Origin of the sequence: Bacillus sp. BPN334, from assembly GCF_008368885.1 — a bacterium.
In the GTDB taxonomy this organism is placed as follows: domain Bacteria; phylum Bacillota; class Bacilli; order Bacillales; family Bacillaceae_G; genus Bacillus_A; species Bacillus_A wiedmannii.
In genome coordinates, this window is sequence record NZ_QOZW01000012.1 from 80,236 (window position 1) to 95,893 (window position 15,658).

A 15,658-nucleotide genomic window follows, 5' to 3' on the forward strand; every position below is an offset into this window, starting at 1 on the left:
CTTCATTCGCCCGTTTTTTCATCCCATTATTCTGCACTTAATTGGCCTTTTAATTGCTGTACAATCATTGGGTTAGCAGGTGCAGCTGGCTTATAATAACTCTTTTGCTTTGCGTACTCATACATATTACGTTGACGCATCTCATCTTGATTACGAATTTGGATTAACGTTTGATGTAACTGTTCATTATCAGACTGAGAAATATAATTTGCATAACTTGTTAAACTTGCATTTAATCCTGCTAAATAATCGTTTACCATATCTTTTTCATTCATCTGTCGTTTCCTCCTATCCTAGGAAAGTCATTAATTGCTGTTTCGTATTTCGTGCATCTTGCGCATCCTTTTGTAACATTTGTTTCAGTTGTGGATCTGTACAAGCCTGTGCATACTGGTCTAACTTATTAATAATTGTTGCATGTCCACCAATTAAATGGCGTAAGTTTTCTACTTCAAGCTCTGTTAAATTTTGCATAGAATACTCCTACCTTTCTTTATTCGTTCACTGTTAGTATTTAGCTCTTTTTTGATTGTATACATGAATTAACTTTTTCACGTGCATACAAAATAAAAGATGAATAGCTAAGCCATTCATCTTTTATACTGGTTATGTATTTATTTTTATAGAGACACAATCATACTTATACTCACAAGTAAGTTCCATACAATGTGTAAAACAATACTAGGTATAATAGATTGCGTCTTTTTGTATAACATTGCAAATACCATTCCCATAATCGTTGCCGTAATCAGAAGACCTCCATGAAGAATTCCAAAAATGAAGGAAGAAATAATGATACCAACTAAAAAATTATATTTCTTTTCTAAAAATCGATATAAAATACCTCGAAATAGAATTTCTTCTTTAATCGGTGTAATTATAGCAACACTTAACACATATATAATACTTTGTATGCTATTTTGAATCCCTAAGCTCCCTAATTGTTCCTTCTGTTCTTCTGCACTTTCAAAACTAAACACATGTAACATTAAATATTGTGATAACGCAATGACTATAAAACCAATTAATAGATATAAATATGTCTTCCCATTCTTCAAAACGGATACATCCCAAATAGATTTAATAAAATGAAGAACTGGTTTATAAGCTAGTAAAACGATAGCAACAACAGCTGCATCTATTAAAAGGAAATAGTACCCCTCTAAATTATCACGCAACGCTTCCTCACCATAAATCCCCAAAGCCAAACCAAGGAATAATCCTCCCAGAAGTAAGAATCCTAAAATGGTTGCTATCATTACAAATAGATTTTTATATGTTATATTCTCTATTTTTCTTTCCGCACTATACGCTTCTAACACTGTTTTACTCATAATATTCCTCCATTTGTTTTCATTTCCCTCAACAAAAATCCTTTAATGTAAATATAAAGATAATATAGCAAATCTTTCAAAAGAATAATATGCAATTTTACATATTATGAAAACTTTGTATTCTATAGTTTTAGGAATCAGATTGCTATACAATAATTATTATATGAAGTTTCAAAAAACTTTCTATCCACCATACCCCTCGCATCATATAAAACTTATTAGTTAAAGGAGCAATGACTATGAAAACCCATGAATTCCTTACAGAAATTCAGAAAGGCTCTGAACCTAGTCCCTATCAAGATCCTATCGCATTCAGTTTCGTTTGCTTTTTCTTAGCGATATATACATTTTTCAAACCTGCAAAATAATATCATTTAATAAGAAAGAGCCTCTAAACCATTAGAGACTCTTTTCCATCTAATATCTTCTTTTCAAAACTACAATAGTTAAAGCATACGAACAAAGTACTCCAGCTAATAAAAATGCATTTGCTAACTTATACTCTTCGCCTGTCAATGAATATAGATTCCCGATTAAAAAGATAACTAAATATAGAAATAAAAATACAAATAATGAAATTTTAGCTGCATTCCCTGTAATATGCTCGCCTCTTTCATCTTCCCCTTCATTCTTCTGAAAACGTGTTGAATATAAAACACCTATTATTCCTGCTACTGAGATTATGATCCCTATTACAACACTCATTCCGTTTCCCCCTCTATCTTATATTGAAAAACTTCATGAAACTCCTTACCGAAAATATGTGCAATTTCAAAAGCTAAAATTAAAGATGGATTGTAACGATTCGCTTCAATTGAGGCGATCGTTTGTCTACTTACCCCAGCTTTGTTCGCTAAATCTGTTTGTGACCAGCGCTTTTCTGCTCTAAGTACAACGAGATTATTTTGTAAATTTCCACTCTGTTTCATAATCTCTCCTCTTTTTACATTGTTTTCTATATTTTAATTGTAATTTATTTTTAACATCATGTAAACTATTTTTAACACCAAATGGAACTTTTATCCATCTACCGTTCTTTTGAAATCATATATACTAAAAAACCTTAGAATCGCTTCTAAGGTTTCGGGTTGTCTCGCTTCCTATTCAACCTCTCATTACATGTAATCCTTTAATAAATGTTTCCAATAATACATGTAAACTTGTATCTAAATCTAGCGGCAAACCAAATCCACCCTGCTGTTCAATCGACGCAAATCCATGGCAAATACTTCTGAATCCACGTGTCGCATGAAGTGCATTCTCTCCTTCTAAGCCGTACTGCTGTAAAACCTGAAGACAAAGCTTTACAATTCCGTCACCTGCTTTTCTTACTTCTTCATCTCGTAAAAAGGTTGCTTCATACAGTCCAGGGTGTTTGCGGACGAATGCTACATACGCTTCTCCTAAAGCATGAATTGCTTCATCCATACGTTTACCCTCAGCCGATTCTTCCAGTCTGTTATGCAGCTGTTTTATTCCGTACATACCAAGATTTTTCCGTACATCTTGTAAACCTTTCACATGATTATATAGCGAGGGTGAACGTACCCCTAATGTTTGCGCTAATGAGGCTAACGTTACTTCTTGTATTCCATTTATATCTGCAATTTCTGCTGCTGTTTCTACAATTTTTTGCAATGTAAGTCCGATTCTCGGTGACATAAATTAACCTTCTTTCCTACTTTCTATATTCCGCTTAGCTTCCTTAATAGCAAGTTTTATGACAGTGCCTGGATCCTTTATCATTTTCCCATGTCCTGTCGCAAGCAAGGAAGGCTCATATTCGCTTAACTTCTCTGCACTTTGTAGTGATATTTCTTTGCTCCACGTTGCCATCGCAGGAAACGGAAACCAAAATTTCATTTGTCCCGAAACAGCCATACCTCCTCTTGTTTGGAAGGCATCCCCGACAATAAGAGCTTTATTTCTTACATCAAGGAACGACATGGATCCTGGCGTATGTCCCGGTGTCATAATCGCAAGAAGCGATCCAACTCGGTCGCCATCTTCCAATAAAACATCAGGTACCGTTTTTATCTTTTTAGGTACACCGCCTTTTATCGGCATATTCGGTTCATCCTTTTGTAACTTCGTATCTCCTTCTAAAAGCTTTGCGTCCCGCTTAGAAATATAGACTGGAACATTAGGAAGCACTTCCTTTAATGCGTCTAATGCACCAATATGATCATCATGCGCATGTGTTAATACAATCTTAGTAATTGGCTTCCCTATTTTCTCAGCCACCTGTAAAATTCCTTTCGCGCTATATGGCAAAGCCGCATCAATTAAAGTTAAACCATCTTCTTCCTCGACAAAGTAACAATTCACAGGAAACACTCTTGGCAAAAATGACAATTGGTATACCGTTTTTTCATGTATCACTCTCATATTTCCAGCTCCCTTTCTGAATAAAACTAATGCTATTAGTTTCATTATACTAATGGTATTAGTTTTATGACACTAAAATTTTCATTTTTGCAAAAAAAAAAAAAAAAAAGAACAGTAGCCGTTTATACGACTACTGTTCTTTACACCTATTAAACTGTGTAACGCTCATCTTCTAAAATTTTCGCAGCAATTTCACGCTTCTTCGGAATTACGTTAAGTGGTGTGTGGCGAGTTAATTTACGTAATGATGATAACATCATGCGCAGCATGTCGCCGTTTTCAACTGCGATAAGTGTTTCTTTCGCATCTGCTTCGATTTCGTTGAATGCTTCTTGACAGAATACTTCAGTGTATAACACTTTTTGTTTATTCTTTTCAAGACCAGTTGTTTTAATTGCTTTTTCTGTACGAAGAACAGCTGACTCCATTGCGTAAAGGTTGCTTACGATATCAGCGATATTCACAAGAATTTCTTGCTCTTTATCTAATGCTTTACCGTATTTTTGAGCAGCTAATCCAGCTACCATTAAGCCGATTTTCTTCGCGTTAGTTACTAAATATTTTTGAAGTGCTAATGGCTCATCGCCTACTTCTTCTGGCATCATCATCATTAACTCTTCTTGTAATTTTTGTGCTTTTTGAAGAAGTGGTAATTCACCTTTCATCGCTTTACGTAAGAACGTACCTGGTACGATTAGGCGGTTAATTTCGTTCGTTCCTTCGAAAATACGGTTAATACGAGAATCGCGGTACATTCTTTCAATCTCGTACTCTGCCATAAATCCGTAACCACCGTGAATTTGAACACCTTCATCTACTGTATAATCTAGTACTTCAGAACCGAATACTTTATTTAAAGAGCACTCGATTGCATATTCAGCGATAGAAGCTGCTACTGCTTTACCGTCCTTTACTTCCTCTTCAGATAATGTGCTCATGCGGCTTTCGAATAAACCTACTGTACGGTATACAGAGCTTTCAGCTGCATATGTTTTCGCTGCCATGTTCGCAAGTTTCTCTTGAATTAATGGGAAGCGAGCGATTGGTTGTTTGAACTGTTGACGTTGGTTTGCATATTGTGCTGAAATTTCTACTGCACGTTTCGCAGATCCAACTGTACCAACACCTAATTTATAACGGCCGATATTTAAAATGTTGAACGCGATAATATGACCTTTACCGATTTCACCAAGTAAGTTTTCTTTCGGTACTAATGCATCTTCTAAAATTAACGTACGAGTTGAAGAACATTTAATACCCATTTTCTTTTCTTCTGGGCTTGTAGATACGCCAGCATATTCTTTCTCTACGATAAATGCAGAGAAGTGCTCTCCATCAATTTTTGCGTATACGATAAATACGTCAGCGAATGCAGAGTTTGTAATCCATTGTTTTTCACCATTTAATACGTAATGTGTACCTTCTGCATTTAAACGTGCAGTTGTTTTCGCACCTAATGCATCAGACCCTGAACCTGGCTCTGTTAATGCGTATGCCGCTAATTTTTCACCAGTTGCAAGTAATGGTAAATACTTTTTCTTTTGCTCTTCGTTACCAAATAAAACGATTGGTAAAGATCCGATACCTACGTGAGCACCGTGAGTAATTGCAAAACCACCAGCGCGAGAGAATTTCTCTGCGATTAACGCTGAGCTTACTTTATCAAGGCCAATTCCGCCGTACTCTTCTGGTACGTCAGCGCCTAATAAACCAAGTTCCCCAGCTTCTTTTAAAAGGCGAACAGAACGATCAAACTCGTGTTGCTCTAAATATTCAAGCTCTGGAAGAACTTCATTTACGATAAAGTCCTCTGTCGTTTTTGCAATCATTTTATGCTCAGATGAAAAATCCTCTGGCGTAAACACTTGATCAATCGTAATCTCATCAACTAAAAAGCTACCGCCTTTAACCGCATTTCCTACTGTTTTTTCCATGAAAATTTCCTCCTTCATATTTTCATAAGCCGCTCCTTTCTTTTTGAAAGAAGCTGGCTCTCAATTTTATTTTTTATAAACCTTTGTTGCTTCCATTCTTTGCATGGGCGTCTCGTTCTGAACGAGCCACTTCCACTTTTTATAATCTAGTTCCAGCGGCTAGAATGTTCGGTGGCTTCGCTTCTTCCTCACATTCTGAACGAGCCGCTTCCACTTTTTATAGTAATTCAAACACTCCCGCTGCTCCCATTCCGCCACCGATACACATTGTTACGATACCGAATTGTTGGTTGCGGCGTTTCATTTCGTGAATAAGAGATAGTGTTAGTTTTGCTCCTGTACAGCCAAGTGGATGTCCAAGTGCGATTGCACCGCCGTTTACGTTTACTTTTTCTTCATCTAAACCAAGCTCACGAATAACTTGGATCGATTGAGAAGCGAATGCTTCATTTAGTTCGAATAAGCCAATATCAGATAGCTCTAAACCAGCTAATTTTAACGCTTTTGGAATTGCAGCAATTGGGCCGATTCCCATTACTTCTGGTGGTACGCCAGCTACTGCAAATGAACGGAATTTCGCAAGTGGTTTCATGCCATCACTCACTGCTTTTTCACGATCCATTAATAGTACAGATGCTGCACCGTCACTCATTTGTGAAGAGTTACCAGCTGTTACAGAACCGCGAACGTTAAATGCTGGACGTAATTTACCTAAAATGTCTAGCGACGTTTCTGCTCTTACACCTTCGTCTTGTGCGAAAATGATTGTTTCTTCTTGCAGTTTATTGTTTGATCCAACAGTACGTAACGTTACATCTACAGATACTGTTTCATCAGCAAAGTTCCCTGCAGCTAATGCATTCGCAGCACGTTGATGACTTCTTACTGCAAATGCATCTTGTTCTTCACGAGAAATTCCATATTTCACAGCAACTTGCTCTGCTGTATGTCCCATACCCATATAATATTCTGGAGCTGCTTCAACAAGGCGACTATTTGGACGAACAACGTGTCCCATCATCGGAACTAAACTCATTGATTCCGCTCCGCCTGATAATACTGCTTCCGAGTGACCAAGCATAATACGCTCCGCTCCGTAAGCAATACTTTGTAACCCTGAAGAACAGTAACGGTTAATTGTAATAGCTGGAACATCGTAAGAAAGTCCTGCTAGTCCGCCGATATTACGAGCCATATTTAAACCTTGCTCTGCTTCTGGCATTGCACAACCGAAAATTAAATCGTCGATTGGTCCTTCATAATTCGCACGCTTTAACGTTTCCTTTACTACTAACGCCCCTAGATCGTCAGGACGAACTGTTTTTAATGAACCCCTCTTTGCTTTTCCAATTGGTGTTCTTGCTCCCGCAACAATGACAGCTTCTCTCATGAACGATATCTCCCCTCGTTATTAGTTACGTAATGGCTTTCCTTTTACAAGCATGTGCTGCATTCTTGCTTGTGATTTCATCTCACTTACTAAGCTAATAAATGCTTCACGTTCTACATCTAATAAATACTGCTCATCAACTTCTGTTCCGTACGGCACTTTTCCGCCCGCAATGACATATGCAAGTTTCTTCGCAATGTGAAGATCATGTTCAGAAATGTAACCTGATAAATGCATTGCTTCTGCACCAAGTACAAGTGTTGCATATCCTGTTTCACCAACAACTGGTATCTTTTTGCGAATCGGCGCTTTATAACCTGCTTCATATAAAGAAAGTGCTTTTTGTTTCGCATCATATAGTAAGTGATCACCATTCACACTAATACCGTCTTTATCGCCTAAGAAGTTGTTCGATACAGCTTCTTGTGCTGATGTAGAAACTTTCGCCATCGCTACAGATTCGAATACTTTATTCGCAACTTTTTGCAGATCAAACTCTACACCGTTTGGCATTTTATTTAAGTGTTTAATGTATAGCTCTTTATTACCGCCTCCGCCAGGGATTAAGCCAACACCAACTTCTACTAAGCCCATATACGTTTCGCTAGAAGCTTGAATGCTAGCTGCTGGTAAACAAACTTCTGTACCTCCGCCAAGCGTCATACCGTATGGTGCTGCTACAACCGGCTTAGAAGAGTATTTAATTTTCGTCATTGCATCTTGGAAGTTTTTCACAACCCACTCAATTTCAAAGTAGTTGTCATCTTGTGCTTCCATTAAGATCATTGCTAGGTTCGCACCAACGCAGAAGTTCTTCGATTGGTTACCGATAACAAGACCTTTATAATTCTTTTCTACTTCATCAACAGCGTAGTTAATCATTTGCGTAATATCCATACCAATTGCATTACTCTTCGAATGGAATTCTAAGCAAAGGATGCCGTCACCTAAATCAATTAAGCTCGCTCCGCTATTTTTCTTTAATACGCCATTTTTCGCTTTTAATTGTTTAAGAGAAATTGCCTTTTTATTACGTTCGATTAGCTTATATTCGCCATTATCGTAATAGTAGCTATCTCCGTTATCATGTTTGTAGAAAGTAGTGAAACCTTTCTCTACCATTTCTTTCACCCAAGTCGGAACAACTGCACCGTTTTCTTCCATCTTTTGAACGGACTTTTCAACGCCAATTGCATCCCAAACTTCAAATGGTCCTTGCTCCCAGCCGAAGCCCCACTTCATCGCTTGGTCAATTGCAACGATATCGTCAGCAATTTCTTTATGAAGTTTTGCAGAGTATAAAAGAGTCGGTGTAATGATGTTCCATAACAACTCTCCTGCACGGTCTTTCGCGTATACAAGCGCTTTCAATTTATTCGATAAACCTTTTTCTTGTTTACTTAACTCGATAGATGCAGCTTTTAATTTTTTGCGAGCTTCGTACTCCATCGTTTCAGGGTTCAATTCTAAAATTTCTTTTCCTTGTTTTAAGAAGAAGCCTTGACCTGTTTTGCTTCCAAGCCATTTTTTATCAAGCATGTCATGCATGAAAGCTGGTACTTTAAATACATCACGCTCTTCTTCTTGTACGTTTTCATATACGTTATTTGCAACGTGTACGAATGTATCTAAACCGACAACATCTAATGTACGGAATGTTGCACTCTTCGGACGACCAATAAGTGGGCCTGTTACAGAATCAACTTCCCCAATGCTATAGCCGCGTTTTATCATCTCTTGAAGAGTTACTAATAAACCGTACGTACCGATGCGGTTTCCAATAAAGTTTGGTGTGTCTTTTGCGATAACAACGCCTTTTCCAAGAACGTCTTCGCCAAATAGTTTCATGAAGCTTAATACTTGTGGATCTGTTTCTTTCGTCGGTATTACCTCTAGAAGTTTTAAATATCGTGGTGGGTTAAAAAAGTGTGTGCCTAAGAAGTGCTTCTGGAAGTCGTCTGAACGACCTTCTGCCATTTTTTCTACTGAAATGCCTGACGTATTCGAGCTTACAATAGAACCCGTTTTACGAACAGCATCTACTTTTTCAAATAGTTTCTTTTTAATATCTAAGTTTTCAACTACTACTTCAATAATCCAATCAACATCAGCTAGACGCTCAAGATCATCTTCTAAGTTACCTGCTTCGATCAGTGCTAGATTTCCTTTCACTGTCAGAGGAGCTGGTTTTTGCTTTAGTAGTTTTTGCACAGCCGTATTACTAAAACGATTTCTCACACTTTTATGTTCTAATGTAAGTCCCTTCGCTTCCTCTTCTTTTGTTAGCGCAGGTGGTACAATATCAAGCAATAATGTCGGAATACCAATATTAGCTAAGTGTGCCGCAATCCCTGAACCCATTACGCCTGAACCTAGAACAGCAGCCTTTTTAATTTGGAACATCCAATTCTCCCCCTATTCTTGAATGAATGCTCATTCAATTTTTCGACATAAGTCGCAATCAATGAGTGAGCCTCTACTAATAAATATATGATACAGTTTGAATTTTCGCAATATATTTATTGATAAAATTTTCTGAAATAAATATTTTTCTTTTATTTGTCCATGCTATATATATGTATTTTCTTCACTCAAATACACTTTTCCTTTTTATAATCTGACGAAAATGGAGGAATATATATGGCAAAACTTAAGAAGAACCCTTCAAAGGCTGGAATTAGCGCAGCAAGCGTAACGGGAAATGCAGGTCCGCATAATCACGGTGTGGAAAAGGGCCGTCAAGGTAATAACCAACAATATAAGAAGCATAATATGGGCGAAAAATAACGGTATATTTTTGGGCAGAAAACGTGGCATAATGGGTAATGGCTGCTTTTTCTGCCCAATTTATTTGTACATATGGAAAACAAAAGAGGGAACGATGATGAAACGAACAATAGTTATGATTGTAATGATTGCTACACTATTTACAGGGATGATTTTCTTCTCTTATGCACAAAGGCAACAAGCTGTAAGAGCGGATCAACCTAACATTACTGGGCAATACGGCATTACAATCGATGCAGACACAGGTGAAGTTTTGTATGGAAAACGGGAAGACGAACGCTCTTATCCCGCTAGTATAGGGAAAATGATGACTACCTTACTCTTACTAGAGAATGTAAAAGAAGATGAAGAAATTACGGTTACAGAGAACGCAATTAAAACGGAAAGTCAAAGTAAGAAGATTAAACTTCGTGCTGGGGAAAAGTTAAAGCGTGATGAGGCATTAAAACTTATGCTTATCATTAGTGCAGACCCAATCGCTGAATCTATCGCAGAACATATCGTAGGATCAAAAAATGAATTTGTAAAAATGATGAATGCAAGAGCGAAGGAACTTGGTACAAAGCATGCGACTTTCAAAAATGCAAGTGGTGCTGATGCACTCGGAAATAAAGTATCACCATATGATATTGCTATGATTACGAAAGAAGCATTAAAGTACCCAGTTGTTTTAGAATATATGAATTCAACACGTACAACTCTACATACTTCAGAACGCTCTCCAAACATCGCAAACTATGGACGAGAAGAACTATATGACGATCCATATGCAATTGGAAGTAAAAGCGGTCTATCAGCACTCGGAAAATATACGGTCGTAACAGTGGATGAAAAAGACGGTAAACGCGTCATTAATGTTGTATTATCTTCTACTCGCACACAACTATATCCTGATACGAAAAAAATGGCACATTACGCATTTCAGCAATTAAAATAACCAAGGAGTATTTTCTCCTTGGTTATTTTTTAACCATACCTTTTAATACGAACGCAACGTTTGCTGGACGCTCTGCTAGACGACGCATGAAGTAGCCATACCAGTCGTTTCCATAAGGTACGTAAACACGCATTTTGTAACCTTCTTTTACTAGCTCAAGTTGACGCTCATTACGAATACCATATAACATCTGGAATTCAAATTGGTCTCTTGGAATGTTGTGTTCTTCGGCAAGTTTTTTCGTATATTCAATAATCGCTTCGTCATGTGAAGCAATTGCAGTATAATTTCCATTTAATAAGTGCATTTTAATAATTTTTTTATAGTTATCATCTACATCTTTCTTATCCGGGAACGCTACCTCTTCAGGCTCTTTATAAGCTCCTTTTACAAGACGTAAATTAGGACTATAAGCATTTAATTCTTCCATATCTTTTTCTGTACGATATAGGTAAGCTTGAATAACTGTACCAATATTATCGTATTCAGATTTTAATTGTTTAAAGATCTCAATTGTTTTCCCGCAGCGCGTATAGTCTTCCATATCAATTGTAATAAACACACCATTTTCTTTTCCAGCTTCTAAAATACGGCGCATATTGTTCATTACGATTTCATCAGAGATATCTAATCCCATAGAAGTCATCTTTAAAGAAAGCTGCGAATTAAGACCTTCTCTTCCAATTGCACGAATCGCTTCAATCGATTCGCTAGCCATTTCATTTGCTTCCGCTTCGTTATCAACGAATTCACCTAAATAATCGATTGTTACACAAAGACCTTGCTTATTTAATGCTTTAATTGCAGCTGTCGCTAATTCAATCGTCTCCCCTGCGACGAAGCGACCTGCACCAAAGCGCAAACCATACTTTTTAGCCAGTTTTGTTAGCGCTTTATTTTTTGACAAGAAAAGAAACGAATTTCGCATTAATTGTTCCATGTAATTCACCCCTATGACTGTGATTTATCTGTTTTTTACCCCTCTTCAAAATTATATCACTGTTTAAAATTATTGGATACAAATAATTATTTAGATAATTTATAAAATACTATAAAAACATTTAAAACCCTATATTTCCGCTTATAAATATGCAGGGAATATTTTTCGACATTTAGAAAAAACGAATTTACTAGGCACAAAATAAGCATGTCGAAAATATTCGACATGCTTATAAAACCCTTTATATTCCATGTAAATTATATAAGGATATTAATACTGAAAACTTGAGATTATATTTACCTCAAGTTTTTTATTGCTCATTTCTCTTCTCTTCATTCAGCTTTTTAATATCTGTAATTAACTGTACCATCTCTTCTTTTGCATCGGGATATGTCTCATTCCAGTGCTTCACTAAAGCTGGCATCGTCTTTGCAATATAAGAATACAGGGCCCACTTCTGTACCTGTTCTTTTCTCTCTTCATTGCTCTCTCCCAGTAATAACTCCGTGTATTTCTCTAGTAATCCGTCAAATTGCTCGTTAAACTTTTCACTCATTTTATTTACCTCCTATATGAAAAAAGCAGCGAAAATCGCTGCTTTTTCTTATAATTTTGATCGAACAGAGTTTAATTTCTTCTCCATTGTGCTTACTTTATCACGACGATCATCGATACGAATTGTTGTTGCAACGCGCTGTGCACCTTTCGTATATGGAACTTCATGCATTTGTTGAATTACTTCTAGAATGACAGGAAGATCTCCTTCAATTACTGTATTCATTGGTGTTAATTGATACTTCACGCGATCTGCATTTTTCTCTAGCACCTTTTGTACTTCTGCTACATATTCACTAACACTTGGATTACCCGTTCCTACTGGAATAATCGATACGTCAACAATTGCCATAGTAGTCTTCCTCCTATAATTGCTTCTTATATATCCATTGTCTATTTTACCGAAATACTCATCATTTTACTAATTTGTTATTCCTCTATTTTAAACTGCTCAACCAATCTTTCTAAGTCTCTCATATGCTCCGTCAAACTTTCCATCGTATGAGCTACCTTTTCTAGATGACTCACTTGAGATTCAGTTGCAGCATTTACTTCTTCCGAAACAGCTGCGCTTTCTTGACTCGTACTAGCAATTGTATGCATTACCGTTGTAATTTCTCCTTGCTCATAACCGATGTTATGTACCTCTTCTACAATTTGTTCGACTGAAGTACTAATCGTATTTACAACTGACATAATTGTGCGGAATTCCGTTTCTGCCTCTGTCGTAACTTTATTTTGTATATCTGCAATATCTTTTAATTTACTTACAACTTCTACAACCCGTCTTACCTCTACTTGTACATCGCCAATCATCGTTGCGATTTCTCCTGTCGCCTCTTTAGATTGTTCCGCTAACTTTCGAACTTCTTCGGCCACAACAGCAAAGCCTTTACCTTGTTCCCCTGCACGTGCCGCCTCAATTGAAGCATTTAAAGCAAGTAAATTCGTTTGATCCGAAATACCTTTTATAAGCTCTACAACATTTTGAATCGATCCAACTCTTTGCTCTAACTTTCCGGATGCTTCCTCTGTATGAACAACAATCGATGATGATTGGCCCCTCGTACGAACTAAATTACGCATCGTATTTAATCCTTGCTTAGATGCCTCTTCAGCTTTGCCAGCCACACCTTTTATTTCACCAACGGAGTGATTCATTTGTTCCACTGACTGCGCCATATTCTCGAGCTGTTCTGAAACTTCATCTACACTATTAGCAAGAGTGGACGCTCCTCCGCTCACATCATCCATTGCACCTGATACTTCTCTACTAGCTGCTACAGTTTCATTCGTTAAATAATGTAGATTATTCGTTGATTGTTGCACTGTTGATACACTATTTTTAATTTTACTTACCATTTCATTCATTTGCTCAACCATATGATTAAAGTGGTTCGTCAGTTCTCCAACTTCATCCTTACTTGTCACTTTCATTTGCAACGTTAAATCACCTTCTGCTACTTTTTGAACGTGATTCGTTAATAGTTGCAATGGTCTTGCTAATCTTCTTGAGAACAAGTATGAAGCTGCGATTCCAACTAATAAGCTAATACAAGCCATTATAATGACTGTATTTCTCGTACTATTTAATAGCCCATCAATCGTTTCTTTCGGATAAAAAATTCCTATTTTCCATTTCATCAAATCAAATGACTGGCTATAAACAACTACATCTTCACCTTTTAATGTAGTGACAGCATATTTTGTTACCTCTTTATTTAAACTCTTCACAAGTGGCTCTTTCGAAACATCTTTCCCTATTTTCTCTGGGTAAACAAGAGCCATACTTTTATCATTTATAATAAACATTTCTCCGCCATTATTGTATTGAATATTATGAAGTAATTTCTGAATTGTTCCAAGTGATACATCCATCGCAACAACACCTAATACAGATCCATCTTGAGCTGTAATTGCTTTAGAAACTCCCACGCTTAGCTTACCTGTTGCAATTTCATACATAGGTTGTCCCCAGTGAACCTTTTTCACATCAGCTTCTGAGTCTTTATACCATGATCTTGTCGTTGGATCATATCCTTCTGGCACTTGTCCACCTTCAGCAAGATTGGCACTTAATGTTTTTTTATCTTTCGTACCAATATATAAGTCTAAAATGCCAGGATGATTCTTTTTGTACTCCGAAAACTCTTTCGTCAAAAAGGCTTCTTCTTCTGGAGTAACACCGTCTTGAAGTATATTACGAACCATCTCACTGTTCGCATAATATCCCATATCTTCATCCGTTCTTTGAACAAATGTCGTAAGTTGCTCTGTCACAAGATCCATCGTATTTTGAGAATACTGGTCTAAGGAGCGCACTTCCTTCTCTTTCTGTAATTGATACATTGCTGTACCTAATATTACAAACATCATAGAAATAAGCACCGAAAATACTACCGCAATTTTTAAACGTAAACTTCTTAACATCTTCCCCCAAGCATCCCCTTCTCGTTGTATTGTAATCATATTAATCACTATATTAAGTATAATGGATAAAATTAAAAAATTGAAATTAATTCTCATCTCAATTTGAGTAGACAACCTACTACCACTTGTGCAAAAACAAATAGTTCATTATCCTTAAGCTATATAATCTCATTCGTTCGGAGGGAACTATGTTACAAAAATTCGGTTTCTCACAATATGAAAGCCAAGCTTATGAAGTTGTCGTATCAAGCAACGAACCACTAGATGCTACAACGATTGTGAAGCACTCTGGTGTTCCAAAAGCAAAAATATATGAAGTGCTAGCACGCCTGATCGATAAAGGGATGGTAATGGATTCTGTTTCAGAAAAGAAAAAGCTGTATACAGCTTTACCACTCAAGCTAGCAATTGAAAAATTAACGACAGAATTCCAATCAAATATTAAAGAATTGGAAACAAATATATCGAAAAAATCATTTACAGATGACCGTGTGTGGAGCTTAAAAATGCAATCTTCTATTCGAGTGCAAAGTAAGGAACTCATCGAAAGTGCAAAAGAATCGATTCGCATTTCAGCTTGGAATGATACTCTTTTAGAATACCTTTCTTCATTAGAAGAAAAAGCAAAACAAGGCGTCAAACTCGAGTCCCTTATAGTTGGACAAGTAGAAACAGACTTAGAAAACATGCATTTTCTAATCCCAACTGAAGAACCTAATGCATTAGAACGCTACTTGCTGCTAATCGTTGACGACCGCGAAATTTTATTTGCTGGTGTAGAGCAAGAGTCATGGCAAGCGATGAAAACAATGTCACAACCTTTCGTAAAGTTCTTTACAGAATTCTTCTATCACGACGTTGCACTTGCAAAAATTACAGAGAAGCATCTGGATCTCTTCATGCAAGATGAGGAAATTAAAAGTTTGTTGCGGAAGTTGCGGTATTAATTGCATACAAAAAAGG

Annotated in this window: 17 protein-coding genes; 3 read left to right on the forward strand and 14 right to left on the reverse strand. The window is 36.9% G+C overall.

The features are described 5' to 3' along the window. Positions 1–26 precede the first annotated feature (26 nt). From DN393_RS18170 to DN393_RS18215, 10 genes are all read right to left on the reverse strand, one after another. The gene (locus DN393_RS18170) at positions 27–275 is read right to left on the reverse strand and encodes a spore coat protein (RefSeq protein WP_001002991.1); all 249 of its coding nucleotides are present in this window, start codon (positions 273–275) and stop codon (positions 27–29) included. 13 nt (positions 276–288) lie between these two features. Then, a complete protein-coding gene (locus tag DN393_RS18175) occupies positions 289–474 on the reverse strand; it encodes a hypothetical protein (protein WP_001180550.1) in 186 nt (61 codons plus the stop codon). 146 nt (positions 475–620) lie between these two features. Further along, the gene (locus DN393_RS18180; RefSeq protein ID WP_064476272.1) at positions 621–1,334 is read right to left on the reverse strand and encodes a CPBP family intramembrane glutamic endopeptidase; all 714 of its coding nucleotides are present in this window, start codon (positions 1,332–1,334) and stop codon (positions 621–623) included. A gap of 417 nt (positions 1,335–1,751) precedes the next feature. Then, positions 1,752–2,039 (reverse strand): DUF2178 domain-containing protein, encoded by a 288-nt coding sequence (locus tag DN393_RS18185; protein ID WP_064476271.1) that lies wholly within the window; start codon positions 2,037–2,039, stop codon positions 1,752–1,754. Further along, positions 2,036–2,263, reverse strand: a complete 228-nt coding sequence (locus tag DN393_RS18190; protein WP_064476270.1) for a helix-turn-helix transcriptional regulator — start codon at positions 2,261–2,263, stop codon at positions 2,036–2,038. The genes DN393_RS18185 and DN393_RS18190 overlap by 4 nt, the downstream gene beginning before the upstream one ends. A 175-nt stretch (positions 2,264–2,438) precedes the next feature. Beyond that, positions 2,439–2,996, reverse strand: coding sequence for a TetR/AcrR family transcriptional regulator (locus DN393_RS18195; protein ID WP_064476269.1), 558 nt, complete (start codon positions 2,994–2,996; stop codon positions 2,439–2,441). Positions 2,997–2,999: 3 nt separating this feature from the next. Next, on the reverse strand, positions 3,000–3,722 hold the full coding sequence (locus tag DN393_RS18200; protein ID WP_098111104.1) for an MBL fold metallo-hydrolase: 723 nt from the start codon (positions 3,720–3,722) through the stop codon (positions 3,000–3,002). A 149-nt stretch (positions 3,723–3,871) separates the two neighbouring features. Next, positions 3,872–5,656, reverse strand: a complete 1,785-nt coding sequence (locus DN393_RS18205) for an acyl-CoA dehydrogenase family protein (RefSeq protein ID WP_000416287.1) — start codon at positions 5,654–5,656, stop codon at positions 3,872–3,874. Between the two features lie 217 nt (positions 5,657–5,873). Beyond that, complete coding sequence (locus DN393_RS18210; RefSeq protein WP_064476267.1) at positions 5,874–7,046, reverse strand: acetyl-CoA C-acetyltransferase; 1,173 nt, start codon at positions 7,044–7,046, stop codon at positions 5,874–5,876. 21 nt (positions 7,047–7,067) lie between these two features. Beyond that, positions 7,068–9,449 (reverse strand): 3-hydroxyacyl-CoA dehydrogenase/enoyl-CoA hydratase family protein, encoded by a 2,382-nt coding sequence (locus DN393_RS18215; protein ID WP_064476266.1) that lies wholly within the window; start codon positions 9,447–9,449, stop codon positions 7,068–7,070. A 237-nt stretch (positions 9,450–9,686) separates the two neighbouring features. Here DN393_RS18215 and DN393_RS18220 point away from each other — a divergent pair, with 237 nt between their 5' ends. Together DN393_RS18220 and DN393_RS18225 are read left to right on the forward strand one after the other, a co-directional pair. Beyond that, positions 9,687–9,833, forward strand: a complete 147-nt coding sequence (locus DN393_RS18220; RefSeq protein ID WP_001096344.1) for a YuzL family protein — start codon at positions 9,687–9,689, stop codon at positions 9,831–9,833. 97 nt (positions 9,834–9,930) lie between these two features. Next, complete coding sequence (locus tag DN393_RS18225; protein WP_149173745.1) at positions 9,931–10,770, forward strand: D-alanyl-D-alanine carboxypeptidase family protein; 840 nt, start codon at positions 9,931–9,933, stop codon at positions 10,768–10,770. 22 nt (positions 10,771–10,792) lie between these two features. Here DN393_RS18225 and DN393_RS18230 read toward each other — a convergent pair whose 3' ends face one another. From DN393_RS18230 to DN393_RS18245, 4 genes are all read right to left on the reverse strand, one after another. After that, positions 10,793–11,710 (reverse strand): proline dehydrogenase family protein, encoded by a 918-nt coding sequence (locus tag DN393_RS18230; protein ID WP_000436767.1) that lies wholly within the window; start codon positions 11,708–11,710, stop codon positions 10,793–10,795. 310 nt (positions 11,711–12,020) lie between these two features. Continuing rightward, positions 12,021–12,266, reverse strand: a complete 246-nt coding sequence (locus DN393_RS18235; RefSeq protein ID WP_001290592.1) for a YusU family protein — start codon at positions 12,264–12,266, stop codon at positions 12,021–12,023. A 48-nt stretch (positions 12,267–12,314) separates the two neighbouring features. Continuing rightward, positions 12,315–12,617 carry an MTH1187 family thiamine-binding protein gene (locus DN393_RS18240; RefSeq protein ID WP_001018862.1) on the reverse strand — a complete coding sequence of 101 codons (303 nt, stop codon included), beginning with the start codon at positions 12,615–12,617 and terminating at the stop codon, positions 12,315–12,317. A 77-nt stretch (positions 12,618–12,694) separates the two neighbouring features. Continuing rightward, entirely contained in the window at positions 12,695–14,695 is a 2,001-nt protein-coding gene (locus DN393_RS18245) for a methyl-accepting chemotaxis protein (RefSeq protein ID WP_064476335.1), read from the reverse strand. Positions 14,696–14,883: 188 nt separating this feature from the next. Here DN393_RS18245 and DN393_RS18250 point away from each other — a divergent pair, with 188 nt between their 5' ends. Beyond that, positions 14,884–15,642, forward strand: a complete 759-nt coding sequence (locus DN393_RS18250) for a TrmB family transcriptional regulator (RefSeq protein ID WP_064476264.1) — start codon at positions 14,884–14,886, stop codon at positions 15,640–15,642. The last annotated feature ends 16 nt before the right edge of the window (positions 15,643–15,658 follow it).

Coding starts and splice junctions, on each gene's coding strand:
- DN393_RS18170 (WP_001002991.1), bottom strand. CDS start 275: ATGAATGAAAAAGATATGGTAAACGATTATTTAGCAGGATTAAATGCA.
- DN393_RS18175 (WP_001180550.1), bottom strand. CDS start 474: ATGCAAAATTTAACAGAGCTTGAAGTAGAAAACTTACGCCATTTAATT.
- DN393_RS18180 (WP_064476272.1), bottom strand. CDS start 1,334: ATGAGTAAAACAGTGTTAGAAGCGTATAGTGCGGAAAGAAAAATAGAG.
- DN393_RS18185 (WP_064476271.1), bottom strand. CDS start 2,039: ATGAGTGTTGTAATAGGGATCATAATCTCAGTAGCAGGAATAATAGGT.
- DN393_RS18190 (WP_064476270.1), bottom strand. CDS start 2,263: ATGAAACAGAGTGGAAATTTACAAAATAATCTCGTTGTACTTAGAGCA.
- DN393_RS18195 (WP_064476269.1), bottom strand. CDS start 2,996: ATGTCACCGAGAATCGGACTTACATTGCAAAAAATTGTAGAAACAGCA.
- DN393_RS18200 (WP_098111104.1), bottom strand. CDS start 3,722: ATGAGAGTGATACATGAAAAAACGGTATACCAATTGTCATTTTTGCCA.
- DN393_RS18205 (WP_000416287.1), bottom strand. CDS start 5,656: ATGGAAAAAACAGTAGGAAATGCGGTTAAAGGCGGTAGCTTTTTAGTT.
- DN393_RS18210 (WP_064476267.1), bottom strand. CDS start 7,046: ATGAGAGAAGCTGTCATTGTTGCGGGAGCAAGAACACCAATTGGAAAA.
- DN393_RS18215 (WP_064476266.1), bottom strand. CDS start 9,449: ATGTTCCAAATTAAAAAGGCTGCTGTTCTAGGTTCAGGCGTAATGGGT.
- DN393_RS18220 (WP_001096344.1), top strand. CDS start 9,687: ATGGCAAAACTTAAGAAGAACCCTTCAAAGGCTGGAATTAGCGCAGCA.
- DN393_RS18225 (WP_149173745.1), top strand. CDS start 9,931: ATGAAACGAACAATAGTTATGATTGTAATGATTGCTACACTATTTACA.
- DN393_RS18230 (WP_000436767.1), bottom strand. CDS start 11,710: ATGGAACAATTAATGCGAAATTCGTTTCTTTTCTTGTCAAAAAATAAA.
- DN393_RS18235 (WP_001290592.1), bottom strand. CDS start 12,266: ATGAGTGAAAAGTTTAACGAGCAATTTGACGGATTACTAGAGAAATAC.
- DN393_RS18240 (WP_001018862.1), bottom strand. CDS start 12,617: ATGGCAATTGTTGACGTATCGATTATTCCAGTAGGAACGGGTAATCCA.
- DN393_RS18245 (WP_064476335.1), bottom strand. CDS start 14,695: ATGTTAAGAAGTTTACGTTTAAAAATTGCGGTAGTATTTTCGGTGCTT.
- DN393_RS18250 (WP_064476264.1), top strand. CDS start 14,884: ATGTTACAAAAATTCGGTTTCTCACAATATGAAAGCCAAGCTTATGAA.